General features: G+C 37.8%; 21 protein-coding genes. 18 read left to right on the forward strand and 3 right to left on the reverse strand.

The window, feature by feature from the left end; all coding sequences use genetic code 11:
* Positions 1-67: 67 nt before the first annotated feature.
* Positions 68-655, forward strand: coding sequence for a ribosome biogenesis GTP-binding protein YihA/YsxC (gene yihA, locus AB3I42_RS04010; protein WP_010718969.1), 588 nt, complete (start codon positions 68-70; stop codon positions 653-655).
* Positions 656-715: 60 nt separating this feature from the next.
* Here yihA and AB3I42_RS04015 read toward each other — a convergent pair whose 3' ends face one another.
* The gene (locus AB3I42_RS04015; protein WP_181914443.1) at positions 716-865 is read right to left on the reverse strand and encodes an SPJ_0845 family protein; all 150 of its coding nucleotides are present in this window, start codon (positions 863-865) and stop codon (positions 716-718) included.
* Between the two features lie 135 nt (positions 866-1,000).
* On the opposite strand from AB3I42_RS04015, the gene AB3I42_RS04020 reads away from it, so the two are divergent.
* The 9 genes from AB3I42_RS04020 to AB3I42_RS04060 all read left to right on the forward strand — a co-directional run bounded on the left by AB3I42_RS04020 (position 1,001) and on the right by AB3I42_RS04060 (position 10,200).
* Positions 1,001-2,329 (forward strand): hypothetical protein, encoded by a 1,329-nt coding sequence (locus AB3I42_RS04020; protein ID WP_181914682.1) that lies wholly within the window; start codon positions 1,001-1,003, stop codon positions 2,327-2,329.
* A 359-nt stretch (positions 2,330-2,688) separates the two neighbouring features.
* Positions 2,689-3,444, forward strand: coding sequence for a DeoR/GlpR family DNA-binding transcription regulator (locus AB3I42_RS04025; protein WP_010737725.1), 756 nt, complete (start codon positions 2,689-2,691; stop codon positions 3,442-3,444).
* On the forward strand, positions 3,441-4,376 hold the full coding sequence (pfkB, locus tag AB3I42_RS04030) for a 1-phosphofructokinase (protein WP_010718974.1): 936 nt from the start codon (positions 3,441-3,443) through the stop codon (positions 4,374-4,376). The genes AB3I42_RS04025 and pfkB overlap by 4 nt, the downstream gene beginning before the upstream one ends.
* On the forward strand, positions 4,373-6,304 hold the full coding sequence (locus AB3I42_RS04035; RefSeq protein ID WP_010737724.1) for a fructose-specific PTS transporter subunit EIIC: 1,932 nt from the start codon (positions 4,373-4,375) through the stop codon (positions 6,302-6,304). Before pfkB ends, AB3I42_RS04035 begins: the two co-directional genes overlap by 4 nt.
* Positions 6,305-6,569: 265 nt before the next feature.
* Positions 6,570-6,809 (forward strand): hypothetical protein, encoded by a 240-nt coding sequence (locus tag AB3I42_RS04040; protein WP_181914445.1) that lies wholly within the window; start codon positions 6,570-6,572, stop codon positions 6,807-6,809.
* Positions 6,810-8,765, forward strand: a complete 1,956-nt coding sequence (locus tag AB3I42_RS04045) for a hypothetical protein (protein ID WP_181933735.1) — start codon at positions 6,810-6,812, stop codon at positions 8,763-8,765.
* Positions 8,766-8,777: 12 nt separating this feature from the next.
* The gene (locus AB3I42_RS04050; protein ID WP_014834611.1) at positions 8,778-9,290 is read left to right on the forward strand and encodes a hypothetical protein; all 513 of its coding nucleotides are present in this window, start codon (positions 8,778-8,780) and stop codon (positions 9,288-9,290) included.
* Positions 9,291-9,323: 33 nt separating this feature from the next.
* A complete protein-coding gene (locus tag AB3I42_RS04055) occupies positions 9,324-9,932 on the forward strand; it encodes a hypothetical protein (RefSeq protein ID WP_010737721.1) in 609 nt (202 codons plus the stop codon).
* Between the two features lie 28 nt (positions 9,933-9,960).
* On the forward strand, positions 9,961-10,200 hold the full coding sequence (locus AB3I42_RS04060; protein ID WP_010718979.1) for a hypothetical protein: 240 nt from the start codon (positions 9,961-9,963) through the stop codon (positions 10,198-10,200).
* Between the two features lie 109 nt (positions 10,201-10,309).
* Here AB3I42_RS04060 and AB3I42_RS04065 read toward each other — a convergent pair whose 3' ends face one another.
* Positions 10,310-11,869, reverse strand: coding sequence for a ClC family H(+)/Cl(-) exchange transporter (locus AB3I42_RS04065; protein WP_081129521.1), 1,560 nt, complete (start codon positions 11,867-11,869; stop codon positions 10,310-10,312).
* Between the two features lie 230 nt (positions 11,870-12,099).
* Here AB3I42_RS04065 and pcrA point away from each other — a divergent pair, with 230 nt between their 5' ends.
* The 8 genes from pcrA (at position 12,100) to AB3I42_RS04105 (ending at position 22,664) form a co-directional block, all read left to right on the forward strand.
* The gene (gene pcrA, locus AB3I42_RS04070; RefSeq protein ID WP_010737719.1) at positions 12,100-14,337 is read left to right on the forward strand and encodes a DNA helicase PcrA; all 2,238 of its coding nucleotides are present in this window, start codon (positions 12,100-12,102) and stop codon (positions 14,335-14,337) included.
* A gap of 16 nt (positions 14,338-14,353) precedes the next feature.
* A complete protein-coding gene (gene ligA, locus AB3I42_RS04075; RefSeq protein ID WP_010737718.1) occupies positions 14,354-16,384 on the forward strand; it encodes an NAD-dependent DNA ligase LigA in 2,031 nt (676 codons plus the stop codon).
* Positions 16,385-16,492: 108 nt separating this feature from the next.
* Complete coding sequence (gene gatC, locus AB3I42_RS04080; protein ID WP_010718983.1) at positions 16,493-16,798, forward strand: Asp-tRNA(Asn)/Glu-tRNA(Gln) amidotransferase subunit GatC; 306 nt, start codon at positions 16,493-16,495, stop codon at positions 16,796-16,798.
* A complete protein-coding gene (gene gatA / locus AB3I42_RS04085; protein ID WP_034867021.1) occupies positions 16,798-18,270 on the forward strand; it encodes an Asp-tRNA(Asn)/Glu-tRNA(Gln) amidotransferase subunit GatA in 1,473 nt (490 codons plus the stop codon). Before gatC ends, gatA begins: the two co-directional genes overlap by 1 nt.
* On the forward strand, positions 18,267-19,697 hold the full coding sequence (gene gatB, locus AB3I42_RS04090) for an Asp-tRNA(Asn)/Glu-tRNA(Gln) amidotransferase subunit GatB (RefSeq protein WP_010737716.1): 1,431 nt from the start codon (positions 18,267-18,269) through the stop codon (positions 19,695-19,697). Before gatA ends, gatB begins: the two co-directional genes overlap by 4 nt.
* Positions 19,698-19,706: 9 nt before the next feature.
* Positions 19,707-20,747 (forward strand): diacylglycerol kinase, encoded by a 1,041-nt coding sequence (locus AB3I42_RS04095; RefSeq protein WP_010718986.1) that lies wholly within the window; start codon positions 19,707-19,709, stop codon positions 20,745-20,747.
* Positions 20,748-21,078: 331 nt separating this feature from the next.
* Positions 21,079-22,452, forward strand: coding sequence for a 23S rRNA (uracil(1939)-C(5))-methyltransferase RlmD (gene rlmD, locus AB3I42_RS04100; protein ID WP_010737715.1), 1,374 nt, complete (start codon positions 21,079-21,081; stop codon positions 22,450-22,452).
* An 83-nt stretch (positions 22,453-22,535) separates the two neighbouring features.
* Positions 22,536-22,664, forward strand: a complete 129-nt coding sequence (locus AB3I42_RS04105) for a hypothetical protein (RefSeq protein WP_010718988.1) — start codon at positions 22,536-22,538, stop codon at positions 22,662-22,664.
* A 68-nt stretch (positions 22,665-22,732) separates the two neighbouring features.
* Here the strand turns inward: AB3I42_RS04105 and AB3I42_RS04110 are convergent, their stop codons facing one another.
* On the reverse strand, positions 22,733-24,202 hold the full coding sequence (locus AB3I42_RS04110; RefSeq protein WP_063627210.1) for a helix-turn-helix domain-containing protein: 1,470 nt from the start codon (positions 24,200-24,202) through the stop codon (positions 22,733-22,735).
* Between the last annotated feature and the right edge of the window lie 118 nt (positions 24,203-24,320).

Here is a 24,320-nt window from a genome sequence, read left to right on the forward strand (position 1 = left end):
TAAACAGTCTTCTCTCATCTCGATAGAGTTCCTTTCTTCTTCAACGACCTTTTTTAGGAGAGATTTTATGAAAGTACATCAAGCAGAAATAGTGATTAGTGCAGTTGCACCAAAACAATACCCAGAATCTGATTTACCAGAAATTGCTTTAGCAGGGCGTTCAAATGTCGGAAAGTCTTCTTTTATCAATACGTTGATTGACCGAAAGAATTTAGCTCGCACTTCGGGAAAACCAGGTAAGACCCAAACATTGAATTTTTATTTGATTGAAAATGCGTTACACTTTGTCGATGTCCCTGGTTATGGTTATGCCAAAGTATCAAAGACTGAACGTGCAAAATGGGGTAAAATGATCGAAACATATATTACGACCAGAGAGCAGTTGCGAGCAGTCGTTTCTTTAGTCGATTTACGTCACAAACCTTCCCAAGAGGATATCCAGATGTATGAATTTTTGAAATATTACGATATTCCAGTGATTGTCGTAGCGACTAAAGCGGATAAGATACCACGAGGAAAATGGAACAAGCATGAAAGTGAAATCAAAAAAGCGTTGGATTTTGATAATAATGATCAGTTTATTTTATTTTCTTCTGTCACAAAGCAAGGAAAAGAAGAAGCTTGGCAGGCAATTGAAGAAGCAATTTCAGAATAAAAAACTAGTAGCAGACGAAGGACTCAAAGAGGAGAACATTCGCTTGCTACTAGTTTTTTTCTATTTTTTTGTCTGTTCTTTTTTTTCGTCATTTTTTGGTTTCAAAAAGCGATCGATTTCTTCTTTTGAAGTAACTGTTTTTTCTGGATCAACAGCAAAGGATTCAAATAATTTATCAAGATTATCTGTACGTTCAAATTTAAGCCCCAAATTATTCACCTCTTTGATTATTTGTTTCTATTCTACCATGGATAGTTACTAAAATAATTGGAAGTCGTTAAATTTTAGTTTTTTCTTATGCTTGGTTATAATTTAATTATAAAATACTTTGAAAGGAGTGAGAGTATAGTGGAAGAACAACAATTATTAATGACGATTCAATTAACCGATTTGAATCAAAGTCAAAGAGAAAATGAATTGGAAGATTGGTTCTTTTTTATTCGGATGATGTTTAGTCCCTCGTTTTTTCAGACTTCTCGTCAGACAGCACGAATATTTGAATGGACAACCTTTAAAAAGGAAGCAATGCAGGAATCTCAGTTCGCATTTGGTTGGCTGACTGTAAAAAATGAAAGGAATGAGTGTCGTTTTCATTTTGATGGTCAACAATTGATCATTAAGAATATTTTGGAGAAGAATATTTTCTTACAACATGAATCGGTGATCAGAGATTATATCCAGCTTAAAATGGATAAAAATGGCGTATTTGCTTACTTACGTTCATACAATGAATTTAAGTATCATAATATTAAAGAAATTGAAGAACGGTTGAAGTTTGAAACACAAGAAGCTATTGATAAGTTGCCAAAGATGAGAGAACGATCGGGAGCGGTTGTGATTGATTGTAATCAATTGCCTGGTTACGATCTATCTCACGAGGGATTATGCTTTACTTCTTGTTGGGAAATGTATTACAGCTCTTACTACTATCGCATCATTCCGAAACAAGTATTTTTAGATGTCCAACAAGTGGAATTTGTAAAAGAGAAACAAAATGGTGTGATCTGTATTCAATTATATCGTGACCCTTTCAAATGGGCTGAGGAAACGAATCGACATTTTCAGACCTATTATCGCGACCAATTGGGATTTGATCATCTTTCTTGGGACAATGGTGTTGGGCTTTTGAAAGCCCCGTACATTGAGTATGCTTATACCGATCAAAGTATTCAATCTGTTCAATACCAAAATGAAAGAATGCAACCGACTCAGAAAAAGGATGCGACGTTCTTCGTTACTCGAAGTTATAATTTTGTCAACGATGAATACCACGAAAAGCGAGTAAGAGGGCGGTTGAATACACAAGCTTATTTTCCTTGGGTAGATGAGCAGCGGGCGCAGATGATGTTTTACAAAGTGATTGATCCCCGTATTTCTTTAGATGATGGGATCGAAGCTTATTGCTACTATATAAAAGAATATTTAGAGATCGCAGTTGACGATGAAAAATATCAAGAATATTTAGTTACTTTACGATTATACGTACCTACTGAAAATTTGACACAGCTCCCATTGAATGAAATTCGCGAAAAACTATCAGATATTCAGTTTAAGCGAATAAGAAAAAGACGAGGACGTTTAAGCTTTGACGTGAAAAAAGGTGTAAATCATCTTAGAGTAGAAATCTATGATTATCCAAAGTTAAACAAATTTGCGAAATTACAAAAAATTTGAGGTGATCACATGGATAAACACTTATATTATCGGGTCATGTTACCTACAGCATTTGTAGCTTTTTTGATGTTCTTTCTTCCAAACATCCCTGTACGATCAATTTTGGGCTTTATCATTATGTTCATTGGATTAGGAAGGTACTATTATTTAGTGCATAGAAAATAAAGCATATAAAAGGTTGTGGAAGAATCGTACAGCGAATACCGTTCGTACTTCTTTACAACCAATCAAGAGTCTGGACCAGTTGAAAGTTCAGACTCTTTTTTGAATGTTTTAGATTGTCTATGAATGTTTTTGGATGATTTTTATTGATTAATAAAAAGAATTATGCTACTATATGTCGTGAGGTGATCGTGGAAATGCTTACAGAAGAGCGCAGACAAAAAATACTACACTTGTTAGAACAAAATAAAATAGTGAAATCTCAAGATTTAGTAACACTTCTAAACGCTTCTGAATCAACGATTAGACGTGATTTGCAAGAGTTGGAGAATGATGGTCTGTTAGAAAGAATCCATGGTGGCGCGAAAAAAGGGCAACTTTTAGGGTTTGAACAGAATATGAGTGAAAAAACGCTCAAAAACGTTCAAGAAAAACAAACAATCGCTCGATTAGCAGCTCAATTAATCAATGACGATGACGTTATTTATTTAGATGCTGGGTCCACGACGTTAGAAATGATCCCATATTTGCAAGAGAAAAAGGTAACGGTAGTAACTAATTCAGTGAAACATGCAGCTAGTTTGGTTGATTTGCAACTTCCCACCATCATATTAGGTGGACAAGTTAAATTATCAACAAATGCTGTACTAGGAAATAGTACAATCAGCCAGTTAAAAAATTTCTATTTTAATAAAGTGTTTATGGGAATGAACGGTGTTGACTTGAACCGTGGATTTACAACGCCAGATCCGGAAGAAGCAGCCGTGAAACGTCTAGCAATGGCAAATGCGGAAGAAAGTTTCGTCCTGATTGACCATTCTAAGTTCAACAAGCTTAGTTTCACTTCTGTGGCACCTTTAGAAGCAGCTACGATCGTAACCGAACGTTGTCCATTGGAATTTGTTGCCGATTATCGGGAACGGACAACTATCAAGGAGGCAGCTATACAATGATTTATACAGTAACATTAAATCCGTCGATTGACTTTATCGTACGTGTCGATGGGTTAAAAATCGGGGAATTGAATCGAATGAAAGAAGACTTTAAAGTTCCTGGCGGAAAAGGGATCAATGTTTCTCGAATTTTGAAAAGAATTGACTCTGATTCGACAGCCCTTGGCTTTTTAGGAGGCTTTACAGGAAACTTTATCGCAGAGTGGTTGGAAAAAGAAACAATCCAAACTTCTTTTACAACAGTTCAATCAGATACTCGGATCAATATCAAATTAAAATCTGATTCTGAAACGGAGATCAATGGTTTAGGCCCAACGATCTCAGATGAAGAAATCCAATCATTCAAGCAAGCGCTAAGTGTTGTAAACAAAGGGGACATCGTTGTCTTATCTGGTAGTACTCCTGCCAGCTTAAGAAAAGGGTTCTATCAAGAATTGATTGAGATCATTCGTGAAAAAGAAGCAGACTTTGTGATTGATACAACTGGGGATGATCTAAAAAATTCTCTTGCTAAAAGACCATTGTTGATCAAACCTAATAACCATGAATTAGCCGAATTATATCAGACACACTTTGATCGTGTGGAAGAGATTTTGCCATATGGTAAGAAACTATTAGCTGAAGGGGCACAAAATGTCTTGATATCAATGGCGGGAGATGGTGCCTTGTTATTTACTAATGAAGGTGCTTACCGATCAAACGTATTAGTTCGCCCGTTAAAAAACTCGGTTGGTGCAGGAGATTCAATGATTGCTGGATTTATTGGTGCTTATAGCAAAAATCAAGATCCAGTGGAAGCATTTAAATGGGGAGTCGCTTGTGGAAGTGCGACAGCATTTTCTGATGATTTAGCTTCTAGAGCATTGATTGATGAACTGTTACCAGAAGTTGAGATAACAAAAATAGATTCGTTTTCAGGAGGATTATCATGAATATCAAAGATTTAATGATCAAAGATGCAATGATCATGGACCTACAAGCAACTGATAAAAAAGGCGCAATTGATGAAATGGTCCAAAAAATGTTTGCTGCCGGAAGAATCTCAGATATTGAAACCTATAAAGAGGGGATTTTAGCACGAGAAGCGCAAACTTCTACCGGACTAGGTGACGGCATTGCGATGCCTCATGCAAAAAATGCAGCAGTAAAAGAAGCAACCGTACTATTTGCTAAAAGTAACAAAGGGGTCGATTATGAGGCATTAGATGGTCAGCCGACTTACCTATTCTTTATGATCGCAGCTCCAGAAGGCGCAAATGATACACACTTACAAGCGTTAGCTGCTTTATCCCGCCTTTTAGTGGATCCAGATTTTGTTGCAAAATTAAAAGAAGCAGATTCACCAGAAGCTGTACAAGAATTATTCCAAACAGCGGAAGATCAAAAAGCTGCGGAAGAAAAAGCAGAACAGGCAAAACAAGCTGAAGCTGCAACCGTTGATCCTAAGAGCAAGTTTGTTATTGCAGTAACTGCTTGTCCAACAGGAATCGCCCACACTTATATGGCGGAAGATGCTTTGAAGAAAAAAGCGAAAGAAATGGGCGTAGAGATCAAAGTTGAAACAAACGGATCAGAAGGCGTTAAAAACTTATTGACAGCTGAAGACATCGCTCGTGCGGATGGTGTAATCGTAGCTGCAGATAAAAAAGTTGCCATGGATCGTTTTGACGGGAAAGAACTTGTCAATCGTCCGGTTAGCGACGGGATTCGTAAGCCAGAAGAACTGATCAATCTTGCTTTAAGCGGTACTGCACCAGTTTATCATGGACAAGGGAAAGATACTGGTTCTGATGAAGGAAATGCAGAAGGAACCGTCGGTCAACGAATCTATAAAGATTTGATGAATGGTGTTTCTCATATGCTACCGTTTGTTATTGGCGGTGGGATTGCAATTGCTCTTTCTTTCATGGTAGACCAATTTATGGGTGTACCACAAGATCAGCTTGCAAACCTTGGGAATTATAATCAAATTGCCAGCTGGTTCAACCAAATCGGTCAAGCTGCTTTTGGTTTCATGTTACCAGTTCTTGCTGGATTTATTGCTTCAAGTATCGGGGATCGCCCTGGTTTGATTGTTGGTTTTGCTGCTGGTGCATTAGCTAATACTGGCGGTGCAGGCTTCTTAGGAGCTTTGATCGGCGGTTTCTTAGCTGGATATGTCATTGTGTTCTTGCGCAAACTATTCAAGAAATTACCTAAATCATTAGACGGAATCAAAACGATTCTCTTTTATCCCGTGTTTGGGTTGTTGATTACCGGTTTCTTGATGTTGTTGGTTAATGTACCGATGAAAGCAATCAATGATGCATTGAACGGATTTTTAACAAGCATGAGCGGTTCAAACGCTGCGTTACTTGGAGCTTTACTTGCAGGAATGATGGCTGCTGACTTAGGTGGACCAATTAATAAAGCGGCTTATGTTTTCGGTACAGCTACGCTAGCAACAACTGTTGCGACTGGCGGTAGTGTCGTGATGGCTTCTGTTATGGCTGGTGGGATGGTTCCACCATTAGCAATTTTTGTTGCTACTCGTTTATTTAAAAATAAATTTAGTAAAACAGATCAAGATGCTGGTCTAACGAATATTGTGATGGGCTTGTCCTTTGTAACAGAAGGATCGATCCCGTTTGCAGCAGCTGATCCGATCCGCGCCATTCCAAGTTTCATTATTGGCTCTGCTTTAACAGGTGGTTTAGTTGGTGCTTTCGGTATCAAATTACTTGCTCCTCATGGTGGGATTTTCGTTGTATTCTTGTTAAGTCATCCAGTCTTGTACTTAGCATTCATCGCTATTGGTGCAATCGTTTCTGGTGTGATTTATGGTTTACTAAGAAAATCACCAACAGTAACAACAGCATAATTTTCAATTTATAAATATGAGACCTTCTTACGGAATTTAACAATAATTTTCGTAAGAAGGTTTTTTTGTGAGATTAAATGCAAATTTTTTGAAAATTAAAAAATGGAAAGCGAAATTGATCAATAGATGCATAAATATAGGATTTGTGATTAGAAATTAGTTATTTATTGACGGATATAAATGTGTATAGTATCATTTTTTTGTAATCTAACGTTAATCAAAAGCGCTTTTATATAAAAAAAGAATGGTTATAGAGGAGGGGAATATGAAAAAAAGTACAAAATGGGTTGTTTTATCGCTCTTTATTCTTTGTGCTAGTATTGTCCCAGTCAATGACTTTGATGCACAAGAAAATGCTGAGAATAGTGTAAATCTCCATGACAATGTGCAAACGAGCACAAGTGATGAGTACTCCGTTTCCTTTGAGACAACTACGGAAGAATCCCATGAAGATGTCAATAATGAAATCACCGAAGCATCAACAAGCAGCGAAGAAACAAAATAAGTGTTAGCAGAAAACGCTGAACTGTCCGACGAAATTGGTGCAATTAGTCCTTTGGTTGGAGAAGGAACATTAGAAAGTCCTTATACTGCAGCAACAGCAGATGAATTAATTAGGGTAATGAGTGAGATCAATAATGATTCAGGTTCGGGAACCTATTATGTTGCTTTGACAGCAGACATCGTGTATACAGATGCGGATGTTTTTGAGTTTTATAAAAATGTCGAGATCGATGGTCAAAATCATCATATGCTATATACCAACGCTTCCAACTCAACCGCTTCGAATACTGGCTATCGAGTGAAGATTAGTGGATTAAGAATCAAAATGAAAAACATGAATTTTGGAAGCGCGACACTAACTGATGAAAATGGCGTTATCTATGGCAACCAATCTTACTACGGGATCTTAGGGGCTGGAAGTTTATCTGTCCTCTCATTTGACGCGGTTTTTGAAAACGTCAATTATTATGGCAAGACCGGGGCGCAACCACTTCTAGCTTGGCATACAGAATCCACCTTCACCTTTGAGGGGAAAAATGAATTTGTCAGTGAAGCAGGAGCAAACAGCGAAGAGTTCATGGAAGGAAACAACATTACATTTGCGAAAGATTCGACGACGATTATCAACCACCAAACGAGTACGAATCTCGCTTTGTTTTATGGTTCAGCTTCTGGCGGATCGGGTGATCGGAAAATACGAGTCACTCTTGAAGAAAATGCGAATGTGCAATTGACATCAAGCAAAGATTATTTTTCTTATGATGGGACAGGATTAATTTTTACGATTGGTCAAAATGCTAAATTTTTGTATGAACAAACAGGTAACAAGCCAATGAATTTTACGAATGGTCAAGCAGCAGAAATCAATTTTGGCGCTAATTCACAAACTTCAATGATCAGCCAAGGCAGATTCAATTCAAATGGAAATGTTGTAATGAATGCGGATGAGCCCGATTTTGTTCGTTTTCAAAATACTTCTAATACCAACGGCTTGTTTGCTAGAAATATGACATTTAACCGGATCGATGGAGTAGCAGGAGAAATAGGAGGCTATCAATTTAGCTATTTAGCAACTGATCAAAGTTTACAAAAAAAGGAAGTAGTAGGAGCTGGTACAGCTACATTAAATGACAGTTACTTTACAAATACAGCTCTAAAACAAGCAATCTATCAAAAAAAAATCAATATTACCGATTGGAAAGCACAGCCGAGTGTAGCGGTCGGACAAAGTCAATTAGACACTACGATCAATGCTTATGAGCCAGCCAGTCGGATAGGAAAGGCAACGACGTTTAAATTAAGTACGAAACAACTTTGGAGTGAAACCGATTTAACGACTGAGGAAGCACAACAACAAGTTGAGCTTGCTGATGAAAATACAGATGGGATGATCGCAGTCGAAGAAACCGCGGGAATGACATGGACAAAAGAAAAACTACCAGCTGGAACTTATTTTGTCTATACAAAAATAGCTGGTGCCGTCAACGATGATCCCGAACTTCAAGCCTATTTAACTGAAAGCCTTTGGGTAGAACAACAGGTGGAAGTAGTCAAAAGTCCATTAAGTGTGGAAGTACCTTTAGAAATGATATTTGAATCGAAAACAGAAGGTGCATTCGACACGGCATCTTCGACCAAACCAATCATTAGTTCGAGTAACTATCCCATTGATTTTACGATTGGCACGGTTCAAGATCTTACAGCTGATTCATCAGTTGTGCTAGTCAATCAATTTTCTGGCGGAAATCATAACGAGTTGATTCTTAATCTTGTTGCCACTGATGGGACAACGATGGGACCGTTGGTTGTCGGGCAAAATAATGTGGACAGATTGGAAATTGCCCCTTTTTTAACAGAACCAATTGAACTTTATTTAGCTGGAGAATTTTCAGGAAACATTTTACAAAAATATTATCCTAGTTATGCCTTTACTTATCAACTATCAGCTAAAGAATAAAGGAGAAAAGCAATGGAAGAAACAAAACGGAAAAAACAAAAACAGGTACTACTCATTCTACTAGGATTATTGTTGTTGCTAAGTGGCTGGCTAGTGTACCGCTATTATCTTCAAGCAAAACCAGAGCCCGTTACTATTGTTAGTGGCGAATTTTTACCCGCTGGGAAAGATGCCCAAAAAATCTCTGACTCTGAAAAGAAAAAAATGGCACAGGTTGCAGTAGATAAAAGCAAATTCAATTTAGTTATCTCACCTGAAGCGAAAATCGATCGACAAACAGGGAGCGGCGAATTGATGATAAAAAATCCCAGTGAAAATGGCTATCCGATCAATGTAGAAATTAGAGAAAAAAAGAACAATCAACTTGTTTATACTTCCGGTGCGATTCAGCCCGGGTATGAAATAAAAAATGTCACGTTGGAACAGGCATTAGAAAAGGGGGAGTATCCATCAGTTGCTTTATTTAGTTTGTATGACCCAGACACCAACGAAAAAAAGGTCAAGTGGCTGCAGGAGTTACATTAACAGTTGAATAAAAAATAAAAGGGGTTTATTGATATGATGAAAAAAGTACTTGTAAGTATGTTGTTTAGTGGGAGTTTTGTTGGATTTGTTGCGCCCGCAATGGTTCAAGCGGAAGACGTGATTGGTGTTGACCAAGCCGATATTCAAATCAATGGTACGATTGGATTAGATAACACAGATCCAGAAGAAGCGATTGAGGAAAGTCATGACAATTGGATCAATGTGACATTAGATACAGCGACCATATTCTATAACGTAAGCGGGCGAAATGATATTGAATCTCCAACCTATACTATTGAAAATAAATCGGGACGTCCAGTTGATGTATCCATTGCAGATTTCGCGCAAACAAATGCCGAAAGTATTACAGAAATTTCTAGTCTAAATCTTGTTTCTCCAGCAGCAACGAACACTTCCTTGATCGCCGCAGGAACACTCACAGATTTTGCGACGACACCAGTCAAACTCTTTACATTAGCAAACAATGAAGGAAAACTAACTGCAAATGGTACCGCAAATAATGCTTTTTCGACCACCTTCAACTATGCTGGAACAGTATCTTCTACCACAGCAACCAAGAGTACACCAACGTTCAATTTGACGTTGCAATTAGATGCTGTATCTTGGACAGCAGCGCCTTAAACTGATTAAAAAAGTTAGAAGGGATAATATGAAGGCAACACTTGACGTAAAAGGATCACTTGGAATTGATGCCGAACTGCCAAATGACCAGCAAGAAAGTGCAGGGGCTCAAAAACCAGGTTATGTGATTAAAACAGAAGTAAAAACGATGAGTACCTTCCCCAAAACAACGGACACAGACAGTTTAATGATTAGTTTCTTAGGAATATTCCTTGTAGGAGTAACAATTACAGTGAAGTATTTTTGGGGAAATAAAGAAAGAGAATAAGATGAAAAGTTTTTTTAAAGATAAAGATACTGGTTGTATTTCCCTATAAAATAAAAATTTGCTCTTACTACTAGCATACTGGCTAATCGTAAGAGCAAATTTTTATTGCCTAAAAGGCTTGTTTCGTCGTTAAAATCGAAGAGCGAGCAACAATCGTTTTCCGTACGCTTGAAAGATGACGTTCATCGGTTAAGATGACTAAAATGTCGCCAACATTCATGATTGTATCCCCATGAGTTAAAATCTCTTTATTTCCTCTAATAATGGAAACGAGTAACATATGTTTTGGCCAATTGAAATCTCTGACCATTCGTCCATCCAATGTACTTTCCGCAGTGATTGGAAAATCAAAGGTTGTTTTGCCGACTAATATTGGTTGTTTTTCTTGTTGAATCAATCGCTCGAGTAAAGATTCGTAAATCGGATTGCCTCCTAATAAATCATTGCTAACGTAAGCGAAGAGTGAAACGACACCTAAAGGCATCAAATGATTCAAAGAACCGACCATCTCCGTTACTAAGATAATTGCAGTCAACGGGGCTTTTCCGATTGCTGTAAAGTAACCTGCCATCGCAATCACGAGAAAGTCTTTGACATAAATCGGATTCATACCAACTAAGTTCACTAAAGCCCCTCCATAAAATGCTCCAATCAGCGCACCTAAAGTTAGGATTGGTAAAAAAATCCCGCCCGGTAAACTGGCGCCATATGAAACCATAGAAAAGAAAAACCGTAAGATAAACAGACCTGCAATCAATGTTAATGGGTAAAAGGCATGTCCTGAAGTGATGATGATCTGGTTTCCGCCCCCTAGGATTGTTGGCCAAAAATAGCCAATCGGCAAAACTAAAAGAAAAGGAACGATTCCGTGAAAGTGTGCAGGAATCGGCAGCTTTCGATAAAATTTTGGTAAGCTAAGCAAAACGATCTGATAAATATACCCTAGCACACCGAGAATAATACCTAGAATAATTAAAAAACCATAATATTTTAACGGTAAAGACGGAATTTTTCCTAGAGACAATACAGGTTTCAAACCGAAAAAATAAAGTGACACAAAATTAGCAGTGATCGCTGATGTAAAGGATGTCAGCCAAACTAATGGAGAGAAAGAATGATGGATTTCTTCTAAAACAAATAATAACCCAGCAATCGGTGCATTAAATGCTGCTGCTAATCCCGCACTCGCTCCGCTAGAGATAAGAATTTTCTTTTCAGCCGAAGAGCTGTTTAATAATTGGCTTGTTCCTTCACCCACCACTGCGCCTAACTGGATTGATGGACCTTCTCGACCTAAGAATAAACCGGAACCAACAGATAACACGCCTCCAATAAATTTTTTCCATAGAACAGAAAACCATGAGACTGTTAATTCTCCTTGTAATTGTCCTTCAACTTGGGGAATGCCGCTTCCTTTAATATCGGGATCGCTTTTGATAAGAAATCCCACAAAAATAGCAATAATAATTGAAGCTGCTAAGATAAATGCTAAATATAAAGGTTCTTGTTGACTATGAAGGTAAACTTGTTCGGTCAATTCACCAAATTTCTCAATCGCCAAGCGAAAAATGCTAACGATACCGCCAGTGAGCAACCCAACTAAGACCCCTTTTAAAATATAATATAGTTGTGTTTTGTCGACATGTTTAAATAATGTTTTTGTTTTCATTGCTAATCCCTCGTTTCAATTTAATTTAGCGTGATTTTTTCTTTTTTACAAGAGGAAAAGAAAAGAAATTTTTTTTCATTGCAAATTCATCGCTTTGCAAACAAATTTTCATTTCGCTTGCAGTGATCAGATTGCGGTTATTACTACCCTATTCATAGATAATATATGCTTTAATGAAAGCTGGGGAAATGCTATAATTAAACGGATTGATAAAAGAAAGGATGTTGTAAATGTCATCCAAAAGTGAATTATTGAATGGGATGAATCCTCGACAAAAAGAAGCGGTTCTTCATACCGAGGGACCACTATTATTGATGGCCGGTGCAGGTAGTGGGAAAACGAGGGTATTGACCCACCGAATTGCTTATTTGATTGAAGAAAAGGAAGTAAATCCGTGGAACATCCTAGCGATTACTTTTACCAATAAAGCCGCTAAAGAGATGAAGGAGCGGGTAAATGCCATTTTAGAATATGGTGGCGAAGATGTTTGGGTATCGACTTTCCATTCCATGTGTGTGCGTATCTTAAGAAGAGATGTCGATTTTATCGGTTACAACCGAAATTTTACTATTATCGATTCTTCTGAACAGTTGTCTTTAATGAAACGTATCTTAAAAGAATTGAATATTGATCCGAAAAAATACGATCCAAGAAGTATACTTGGAACGATTTCGCAAGCAAAAAACAACTTGCAAAACCCTCAGGAGTTTGCCAAGTTGCAAGGAAGCTACTATGAAGAAATTGCAGCTAAGTGTTATGTAGCTTATCAAAAAGAATTACAATATAACCAATGTATGGATTTTGATGACTTGATTATGAATACCATTCGGTTATTTGAAGAGCATCCAGATTCTTTGACTTATTATCAAAATAAATTCCATTACATCCATGTGGATGAATACCAAGACACGAACCATGCACAATATACTTTAGTTAATCTACTCGCCCAAAGATTCCAAAATTTATGTGTTGTGGGGGATGCTGATCAAAGTATTTACGGTTGGCGTGGCGCTGATATGCAAAATATTTTGGATTTTGAAAAAGATTATCCGGATGCCACAGTCATTTTATTAGAGCAAAACTACCGTTCGACTAAAACAATTTTAAGTGCTGCCAACCAAGTGATCGAAAATAATAGCAATCGAAAGCCGAAAAATCTTTGGACAGAAAACCGGGAAGGAAATAAAATCACTTACTACCGTGCAGATAACGAGCGAGATGAAACACGTTTCATCGTGGATCGTATGCAAGAGCAAATTCGTGAAAATCAACGAAATTATGGCGACTTTGCGATTTTGTACCGAACCAATGCTCAGTCTCGTGTGATGGAAGAAACCTTACTAAAAGCGAATATTCCTTATAAAATGGTGGGCGGACATAAGTTCTACGACCGTAAAGAAATTAAGGATATTTTAGCGTATTTGAATGTGATTGCGAATCCTCAAGACTCAATCAGTTTTGAACGGATCGTTAATTCGCCTAAACGCGGGATCGGACCTGGCTCAATCGAGAAATTAAGAAGTTTTGCGACGATCCACCAATGGCCACTCCTTGAAGCGGCGCAAAATGTTGATTTAACTAACATTGGTGGAAAAGCCGGTCAACAATTAGCAGTTTTTGGCGATATGATCAATGACGTCACACAAATGGTTCCCTATCTAACAGTGACCGAACTGACAAAAGAAATCTTAGAACGTAGTGGGTATCTAGAAGACTTAAAAATTCAAAATACTTTAGAATCACAAGCAAGAATCGAAAACTTGGAAGAATTTTTAACCGTTACTCAAGAATTTGATAAACAATTTGAAAAACAAAATGAAGAAAATGCGGATGCACCAGAAGAAAAATTAACTGTATTTTTAAATGACTTGGCCTTAGTTTCTGACATCGATAATTTAGAAGAAGAAACTACCCAAGTGACATTGATGACTTTGCATGCCGCAAAAGGTCTTGAATTTCCAGTCGTCTTTCTGATTGGGTTGGAAGAAGGGGTTTTCCCATTGTCACGAGCCTTGATGGAAGAAAGCGAATTGGAAGAAGAACGAAGACTTGCTTATGTCGGGATCACGAGAGCAGAAGAAGCACTCTACCTGACCAATGCTTTTTCCCGTACCTTATATGGCAGGACGCAATATAATCGACCTTCTCGCTTTGTAGAAGAAATCGATCAAGAATTATTAGAAGTCCAAGGCATGCGGCCAACGCCAAAACAAACGAGTCCTTTTACGAGCAGAACAGCTAAACCAGCCTACAAACAACCAGTAACAACTGTTGTTTCTTCAAAAACAGCAACTGGTGGAGAAAGCAATAGCTGGAAAGCAGGTGATAAAGTCAACCATAAAAAATGGGGGATCGGAACAGTGGTAAGGGTAAATGGTACTGCCAAAGATTTAGAATTGGACGTGGCATTTCCTAGTCAAGGTGTGAAACGGTTGTTAGCAGCATTTGCGCCAATTGAAAAAGTTTAAACAGGGGGGATAAACGATGGAACATGAAATGACAATTGATGAAGCTGCAAAACGAGCAGAAGAACTACGATCTCGGTTAAATCGTTGGTCCAGAGAATATTATGTTGAAGATAAACCAACTGTCGAAGATTATGTTTATGATCAAGAATATGCTGAATTAGTAGCAATTGAAGAGCAATATCCTGATTTAATCACTTCGGATTCACCAACTCAGCGAGTAGGGGGGAAAGTTCTCAGTGGCTTTGAAAAAGTGACTCATGATATTCCGCTTTATAGTTTGAATGACGTATTTAGCAAAGACGAACTCTTTGCCTTTGATCAACGTGTCCAAAAAGCAATTGGTCGCCCTGTTGATTACTGCTGTGAGTTAAAAATTGATGGTTTATCGGTTTCCTTGCGCTATGAAAATGGCGAATTTGTTCGTGGTGCAACAAGAGGAGATGGGACGGTTGGCGAAAATATCACAGAAAATCTAAAAACAGTTCGTTCTGTCCCATTGAAGTTGAAAGATGCTATCAGTATCGAAGTCCGCGGCGAATGTTTTATGCCCAAAAAATCATTTGTGCAATTAAATCAAGCAAGAGAAGCAGAAGGAAAAGATATTTTTGCAAATCCTCGAAATGCAGCTGCAGGATCACTGAGACAACTGGACTCTAAAATTACTGCAAAACGTAATTTGGATACTTTTTTATATACGGTAGCGGATTTTGGACCGATGAAAGCAACAACCCAATATGATGCTTTAGAAGAATTAGAACAGATCGGTTTCCATACGAATCACGAAAAGCGTTTATGTCATTCGATTGATGAAGTTTGGTCATTTATTGAAGAATACCATGAAAAACGAATGGACTTAACCTATGAAATTGATGGAATCGTCATCAAAGTGAATGATTTTTCTTTACAGGACCAATTAGGTTTTACTGTCAAAGCACCTCGTTGGGCAACAGCATATAAATTCCCACCGGAAGAAGTAGAAACGAAGATCGAAGAAATCGAATGGACGGTTGGGCGGACTGGTGTTGTGACACCTACAGCGATTATGACTCCGGTACGAGTGGCTGGCACGACAGTTAGTCGAGCAAGTCTGCATAACGGTGATTACATCAAGTTAAAAGATATAAGGTTAAACGATATTGTTCGTATCTATAAAGCAGGAGATATTATCCCTGAAGTAGCACAAGTCGTGTTGGATCAACGACCTGCTGATAGCGAACCTTATGTTTTACCAACACATTGTCCGATCTGTCATAGTGAATTAGTTCATCTTGATGAAGAGGTTGCTCTTCGTTGTATCAATCCGAAGTGTCCAGCCCAAATCAAAGAAGGATTGAATCATTTTGTTTCACGTAACGCCATGAATATCGATGGCCTAGGACCAAGAGTATTGGCACAGATGTATGATAAACAACTAGTTACAGATGTGGCTGATCTTTACAAGCTAACGGAAGAGGAATTGCTGACGTTAGATAAAATCAAAGAAAAATCAGCCAATAATATATTGACAGCGATCCACGATAGTAAGGATAATTCGGTCGAAAGATTGATATTTGGCTTAGGGATTCGCCACGTCGGCTCCAAGGCAGCGAAGATATTAGCAGAGCATTTTGGCGATCTGGAAACATTAAGTAAAAGTGACTTTGAATCGATCATTGTTTTAGACACGATCGGCGATACGATTGCTGATAGCGTAGTGACTTATTTCAGTAATGAAGAGGTCCATGACTTGATGTCCGAACTAAAACAAGCAGGTGTCAACTTTGAGTATAAAGGGATTCGCTCTTCACAGATCGAAACGATCGACTCGCCTTTTAAAGAAAAAACAGTGGTTTTAACAGGGAAATTGACTCGTTTTACGCGTGAAGAAGCAAAAGAAACCATTGAAAATCTTGGAGGTAAGGTTACTGGCAGTGTGTCTAAGAAAACCGATATCGTGGTTGCAGGTGAAGACGCTGGTAGTAAGCTGACCAAAGCACAAGAACTAGGAATCGACGTATGGTCAGAAGAAAAAATGGCAGAAGCATTAGCTGACAGTCATTTTAATTAAGAAAATCTGATTTTTTTCAGACAAATTTCAAGAAACAATTTCAGATGGGAATCACTTATGTTAAAATAGAGAGCAAAGTTTTTAACTCGTTTAGAAAGAAGGGGTAGTATGGCGATCAGTGAAGAACAAGTAAAACACGTTGCCAAATTAGCAAAACTTGCGTTCGCAGATGAAGAACTTGCAAGTTTTACTGATCAATTAGGGAAAATCATTGATATGGTGGAAATGCTTGAGGAAGTTGATACAGAAGGTGTTCCATTTACATCAAATGTGGTTGAAACAGTGAACGTTATGCGACAAGACCGAGCAAGTGCTGGTTGGGATCGCGATGAATTGTTGAGAAATGTACCAGAAAAAGAAGATGGCTTTATCAAAGTGCCAGCAATTATTGACAATGGGGAGGCTGGCGCATAATGACAAAACTATATGATCTTTCTTTAGAAGAATTGCACGCATTACTGGTTTCTAAAGAAATCACTGCACAAGATTTAACAAGAGCAACCTTTGAGCGAATCAAAGAAACTGAGCCAGAGATTGAAGCTTTTATTACATTGAATGAAGAAAAAGCTCTGGCACAAGCCAAAGCGTTAGATGAAAAAGGAATTGACGAAAATAATGTCTTAGCTGGGATTCCAATTGGGATCAAAGACAATATCGTTACCAAAGATCTGTTGACGACTGCCGCTTCCAAAATTCTTTATAATTTTGATCCTATCTATGATGCTACTGTCATGGACAAAGTGTATCAAGCAGATATGATTCCAGTTGGTAAATTGAACATGGATGAGTTTGCGATGGGAGGAAGTACAGAAACTTCTTACTTTAAGAAAACAAAAAATGCTTGGGACCATTCGAAAGTTCCTGGTGGTTCTTCTGGTGGTTCGGCTGCTGCAGTCGCTGCTGGACAAATCCCAGTTTCCTTAGGTAGTGATACAGGCGGAAGTATTCGCCAACCAGCTTCATTTAATGGAATCGTGGGAATGAAACCTACCTACGGACGTGTGTCACGTTTTGGTTTGATCGCCTTTGCCTCATCACTAGATCAAATCGGGCCAATGACTCGCAACGTGAAAGATAATGCATTAGCTTTAACAGCAATCAGTGGCTATGATGAAAAAGATGGCACATCTTCTGGTGTTTCTGTTCCTAATTTTGCCGAAGGATTAACTGGCGACATCAAGGGGATGAAGATTGCTTTACCAAAAGAATATCTTGGCGAAGGAGTCGCTCCTGGCGTAAAAGAAAACATTTTGAAAGCGGCAGAAACTTTCCGTTCATTAGGCGCAACTGTAGAAGAAGTAAGTTTGCCACATTCAAAATATGGGGTAGCAGTCTACTATATCATTGCCTCATCAGAAGCAAGTTCCAACTTACAACGTTTTGATGGTATCCGTTTCGGTTACCGTTCAGAAAATGTGAAGAACTTAGAAGATGTATATGTGAATTCACGTACTGAAGGTTTTGGTGAAGAAGTCAAACGTCGGATCATGTTGGGAACATTCTCATTAAGTGCTGGATATTATGATGCTTACTTTAAAAAAGCGGGTCAAGTTCGAACATTGATCAAACGTGATTTTGAAAAAGTCTTTGCAGACTACGATCTGATCATCGGCCCATCTTCTCCAACAGTGGCATTTGGTATCGGTGAAAACATCAATGATCCAATCACGATGTACATGAGTGACATCTTAACAATTCCTGTTAACTTAGCTGGTTTACCAGGAATGTCAGTTCCTGCGGGATTATCTGAGGATATGCCGGTTGGTTTACAAATCATTGGTAATTATTTTGATGAAAAAACAATGTACCAAGCAGCCTATGCTTTTGAACAAGCAACACAATTCCATAATCAAAAACCAGCAATTTTAGGAGGGAAAGGCGAATGAACTTTGAAACAATCATTGGGCTTGAAGTCCACGTTGAGTTAAAGACCAACTCAAAAATTTTCTCTCCAGCTCCTGCACATTTTGGAGCTGAACCAAACAGCAATACAAATGTGATCGACTGGGGATATCCTGGTGTTTTACCAGTAATGAATAAAGCAGCATTAGAATTTGGTATGCGAGCAGCACTCGCTTTGAACTGTGAAATTTCTAAAGACACACATTTTGATCGTAAAAATTATTTTTACCCAGATAATCCAAAAGCTTACCAAATCTCACAATTTGATCAACCCATTGGGCATGACGGTTGGATCGAGATCGAAGTTGAAGGTAAGAAAAAGAAAATACGGATCGAACGTGTTCACTTAGAAGAAGATGCTGGTAAGAACATGCATGGTATTGGTGGCTATTCTTACGTTGACTTAAACCGTCAAGGGACACCATTGATCGAGATCGTTTCTGAAGCTGATATGCGTTCACCAGAAGAAGCCTATGCTTATCTAGAAGCATTGCGTTCAATCATCCAATTTACTGAAGTTAGTGATGTGAAAATGGAAGAAGGTTCTATGCGCTGTGATGCCAATATTTCTTTACGACCTTATGGACAGGAAGAATTTGGAACAAAAGCAGAGTTGAAAAACTTAAACTCCCTTTCATTTGTTAAAAAAGGTCTAGCCTTCGAAGAAAAACGTCAAGCAAAAGTCTTACTTTCTGGTGGAGAAATCCAACAAGAGACACGACGTTTTGACGAAACAACTAATAAAACAATTTTGATGCGTGTCAAAGAAGGTTCTAGCGATTATCGTTATTTCCCTGAACCTGATATTCCTAAATTTATGATTGACGATGAATGGATCCAAAAAGTGAAAGCAAGCTTGCCGGAAATGCCTGCTTCTCGTCGTCAACGTTATATCCAAGAATTAGGGTTACCAGAGTATGATGCAATGGTTCTAACTCTATCAAAAGAAATGTCTGACTTCTTTGAAGCGACTTTAGAGAATGGTGCGGATGCAAAACAGGCATCTAACTGGTTAATGGGTGAAGTATCTGCTTACTTGAACAGTGAGAAACTAGAATTAGCTCAAACGAACTTGACTCCTGAAAATCTAGCAGGCATGATTCGTCTGATTGCAGATGGTACGATTAGTTCTAAGATTGCGAAAAAAGTATTCCGAGAATTGATCACAAATGGTGGCGACGCACAAGATGTCGTTGAAAAAAATGGTTGGGTTCAGTTGTCTGATCCAAGCAAACTATTACCAATTATCAACGAAATCTTAGATAATAACCAACAATCAGTAGATGACTTCAAAAACGGAAAAGATCGTGCGGTTGGTTTCTTAGTAGGACAAATCATGAAAGCAACTAAAGGTCAAGCCAATCCAGGTGTCGTTAATAAACTGTTGCAAGAAGAATTAGCAAAACGCTAGGAGTAGATCATGAAAAAAGCTCGTGTTATTTATAATCCAACTTCTGGCAAAGAATTGTTGAAAAAAAATCTAGCGGATATCCTCCAAGCCTTGGAGGATTCTGGCTATGAAGCAAGTGCGTATGCGACAACACCAGAAAAAAATTCTGCCAAAAATGAAGCAAGAAGAGCAGCAGAAAATGGATTTGATCTGGTGGTAGCTGCGGGAGGCGATGGGACAATCAATGAGGTTGTTAACGGTATTGCACCGCTTGAGCATCGTCCTAAAATGGCGATTATCCCAGCAGGTACTACTAACGATTACGCACGTGCGTTAAAGATTCCACGGGATGATATCAAAGCCGCAGCTGAAGTTATCAAGAAGAATCAGACGGTTAAGATGGATATCGGTCAAACGGAAGATAGCTACTTTATCAACATCGCTGCGGGTGGTTATTTAACGGAGTTAACTTATGAAGTTCCTTCAGAACTAAAGAGTATTTTCGGCTATTTGGCATATTTAGCTAAAGGAGCAGAGATGCTGCCTCGAGTGAAACCAATCAAAATGCGCTTGAAATATGATGAAGGAGAATACATCGGGAATGCCTCTATGTTCTTTTTAGGACTCACTAATTCAGTCGGCGGGTTCGAAAAGATTGCTCCTGATGCCAAGCTAGACGATGGTAAATTTTCATTAATTATTGTCAAAACAGCGAATATTTTTGAAATTTTGCATATCGCAGCCTTGATGTTGAATGGTGGGCGCCATGTAGATGATTCTCGAGTGATTTATACGAAAACCAGCAGTTTGTATGTCGAAACAGAAGACGATATCAACCGACCAGTCATGATCAACTTAGACGGCGAATATGGTGGAAATGCACCTATGCACTTCCAAAACCTTCATCAACATATTGAATTTTATGCAAACATCGACCAAATTCCAGATGAAGCAATTACTGGTTCCGAAGAGGAGTTAGAAGAGGTCAGCAAAGAATTTGTCAAAGAAGTTGAGCGTTTGACTGATGAAGACATAGACGGTGACGGCAAGATTGCAGATAAAGAAAAATGACGTAAAGGGTGGGACAAATGATCGTTCCACCCTTTCGTATGATAAAAATTAATTCTTATTTATTGAAGATCATTATGTAACAGTATGTTATTTTTCTTTGTTGAATCTAAAGCAGACGGACGAAAGATTGACAATTGGATCGTAAATGAAGTGAAGGCATCAAGTGAATAAATGGACTTGCCAAAAAAAGGCTCTATATGCCTAAAAAAATGTCCTGAAGCAACCCGGTACCAAGTCCCTATCCAATAAAACACAAATGATCGTTTTTTGGATATGACCGTAGTACTAAAAGCAAAACTGCTTCAGTTACAAACCTAAATGAGGAGTTATTATGAAAGAGAAACTATCAGTTAAAAAAAATGAACGTTACACATTAGATATTATCGATTTAAGTTATGAAGGTATGGGCGTAGCTAAAATCGATGGCTATCCTTTGTTTATTGAAAATGCATTGCCAGGCGAACGAGTGGAAGTGCTGGTAGTGAAAGTTGGAAATAAATTTGGTTATGGAAAAGTAGAAAAATGGCTAACTGAATCACCAGACCGTCAACCATTAAAGGATAATCGCCTTCTACGGACAGGAATTGCTCCTTTAGCACATTTGAACTATGAGCAACAATTACTTTTTAAACAAAAGCAAGTGGAAAATGTCATGAGCAAGATCGCAAAGATGCCAGAGGTTGACATTTTACCTACCATCCCAATGGAGAATCCTGTTGGCTATCGTAACAAAGCGCAGATTCCAGTGAGAAGAATGGATGGTCGTCTAGCAACTGGTTTTTATAAAAAGAATAGTCATGAACTAGTTGAAATCGAGGATTATTATATTCAAGATCCAGCAATCGATGAAGCTATCAAACGTGTGAGAGATATTTTGCAACGTTTCCAAGTACGTGGTTATAACGAGGCGAAAAATGAAGGACAGATCCGTCATATTATCATCAGAAGAGGTCATTACTCTCATGAAATGATGGTCGTTTTAGTTACACGAAAAGAAAAATTCTTTAAAGGTAAGGAAATTGCGTCTATTATTCATGAAGAATTGCCAGAAGTCGTTTCAGTCATTCAAAATATCAACGAAGAGAAAACAAACGTGATATTAGGCGATAAAGAGAAGGTTCTTTATGGTAGAAGTTATATTGAGGATCAACTATTGGGCAAAACTTACCGTATTTCCTCAAAATCATTCTATCAAGTGAATACTGAACAAACGGAAAAATTGTATCAAACAGCCATTGAATTTGCAGCGTTACAAAAAGAAGATACCGTCATTGATGCTTACTCTGGTATTGGAACGATCGGTTTATCTCTAGCTGATAAAGTTAAAGAGGTCTATGGCATGGAACTTGTTCCGGAAGCGATTGAAGATGCACAATTCAATGCATTAACAAACAAAATTGAAAATGCTCATTACGAAGTAGGTAAGGCAGAAACAGTCATGAAGAAATGGCAAGACAAAGGGGTCAAACCATCTGTGATCGTTGTCGACCCGCCAAGAAAAGGATTAGATGCACGTTTTATTGCGTCAGCCATTGACATGGCACCTGCGAAATTAGTATATATATCTTGCAATCCAGCAACTTTTGCCAGAGATGCAAAGTTATTTGCTGAGTCAGGCTACGAAGTGAAAAAAGTACAACCAGTCGATTTATTCCCACAAACACATCATGTGGAATTAGTGGCGCTATTAGCACCTAAGGGATAATTCAAACTTAGTGAATCATGTAAAAGAATCAGAAAACTAGAAAATGATAACGTAGCTGACAATCATGAAGAAAGGGGTGCAAGATGGATACAAAGGAAAAAATGCTTGAATTGATCAAAAAGAAACAAGGTGGCGGACGTTCAAAAAAAATGGCCGAGCCTAAAAATGATCGACGGAATATGCGAAAAGGACCAAAAATTTATAATAAATAATTAAAAAGAATCAACACGAAACTAAAAATCGTGTTGATTCTTTTTTTTATTACTTGTTCAGCTAATGATCAATCATTGATTGGATAAGCTAATTTAAAAATGTATTGTTGTAGATCGAGCCATTCCTTTTTTGTAGGAAAATAAGAAAGTAAGAGTACTGGGCAAGGGCAGGTTGTATCTAGAAAATCATAATTGCAAACAACCAATGCAACCTCAGTTTCTAAAACCATCTTATGTGAAATAAATTTATTAGAGACAAAAAGAGGAACCACATTTTGTGGAAGCAATTGGCATACGAATCGAGTCAAATAGTCTTCTAATCCGGGTTCTCCTTGGAATGAAAATAAAATCGTCTGTTTTTTTTGGGTAGAGGAAGAGGTTAAATTGGCATAATGAATAATACTTAACGTTAAGGCGATATCTTGATAGTGGGTAACAGAAAAAGGTAATACATGTGTATACTTTTTTAAATAGTTCTGCCATTCTTTAAAAAGTTTTTTGACTTTCATAGGTACGCTGGTATGAAGTTCTAAAGTGATTCGCTCAAAATGAGAAGAGATTTTTGTCAGCAGACGCAGGTTGCTGAGATATCCTTTTAACTTTAGCAGGTCGACATTTGTGATAGTTGTAGAATTCTGTAATGGTCGTAAAAATGGTTCATACTGTTCTAAGGTTGGAATATCTTCTGGATAGCACAGATTCAAAGTTTTGTTAGCTGGGTAGTAAGAAACACAATGTAAGCGTATGAGGTAAGACCAAACAATTTCCTCCTCGGCTACTTGGGTAATACCAAATCTACTTTTAAAATACTTTTTAAAAACCGATTTAAACTGAATGAAACTTGTTCTTGCCTTAATTTCTTTACATAAGGACGGTTCGAGATGAATCATTTGTTTATTTAATAAGCGCTGTTTTAAAATATTCATCCATAAGTTGATGCGAAAATAATTTGTTGCGATTTGCGTTGTCGCTTCTTGGAGTTCTTCGTATGTATTGTTGATTGTTTGATAAGAATGATTGGTCGTAAATGTTTGTCTAAAACCATGGTAAAACTCAAATAAAAAGTAACGGATATCTGCTTCATTTCCTAATAAATCTAATTGTTTAGTCGATAAAGTAAGGCGATAAAATTTTAATTCTTTGTTAATATGGCGAATGGTCTTTCTCAAAACTGAATGCGAGAGATGAAACTGTTCGGTGGCAGTTTGGAATGAATGAATACGACCTCGGTAGATTTCGTCAATCAATTTATAAACAATTGTATCTTTAGCAATCTCCATGACAATGGAATCAATCGTTTTGAATGTAGACACCATCAATCGGTAACCGATCTTTTTATAATATTTGATGGTCATTCCCTTGGGAAGTAATTGTTGTAAAGAATCAATATCCGCGCGAAGTGTCGGTGCTGTTGTTTCAAGTTCTTTCACTAGTTTTTCAGTTGAAGAAATCGAATCACATTTATGTAAATAGTAAAGAATTCTTATCTGCCGCTGTAATTGCTTGTTATTTAATAATCTGAAAAATAGGTTATTCATTCTTATTCCTTCCCGACTTTAATTAAAAGCCGCGTAATTTATTTAGTGAAATCTTTTTTATTTTAACTTGAATAAACGATGAGCTCAATTTTTTTACTAATATTTTTTTTGAAAGAAA

The organism is Enterococcus sp. C53 (assembly GCF_040887425.1).
Lineage (GTDB): Bacteria > Bacillota > Bacilli > Lactobacillales > Enterococcaceae > Enterococcus_B > Enterococcus_B hirae.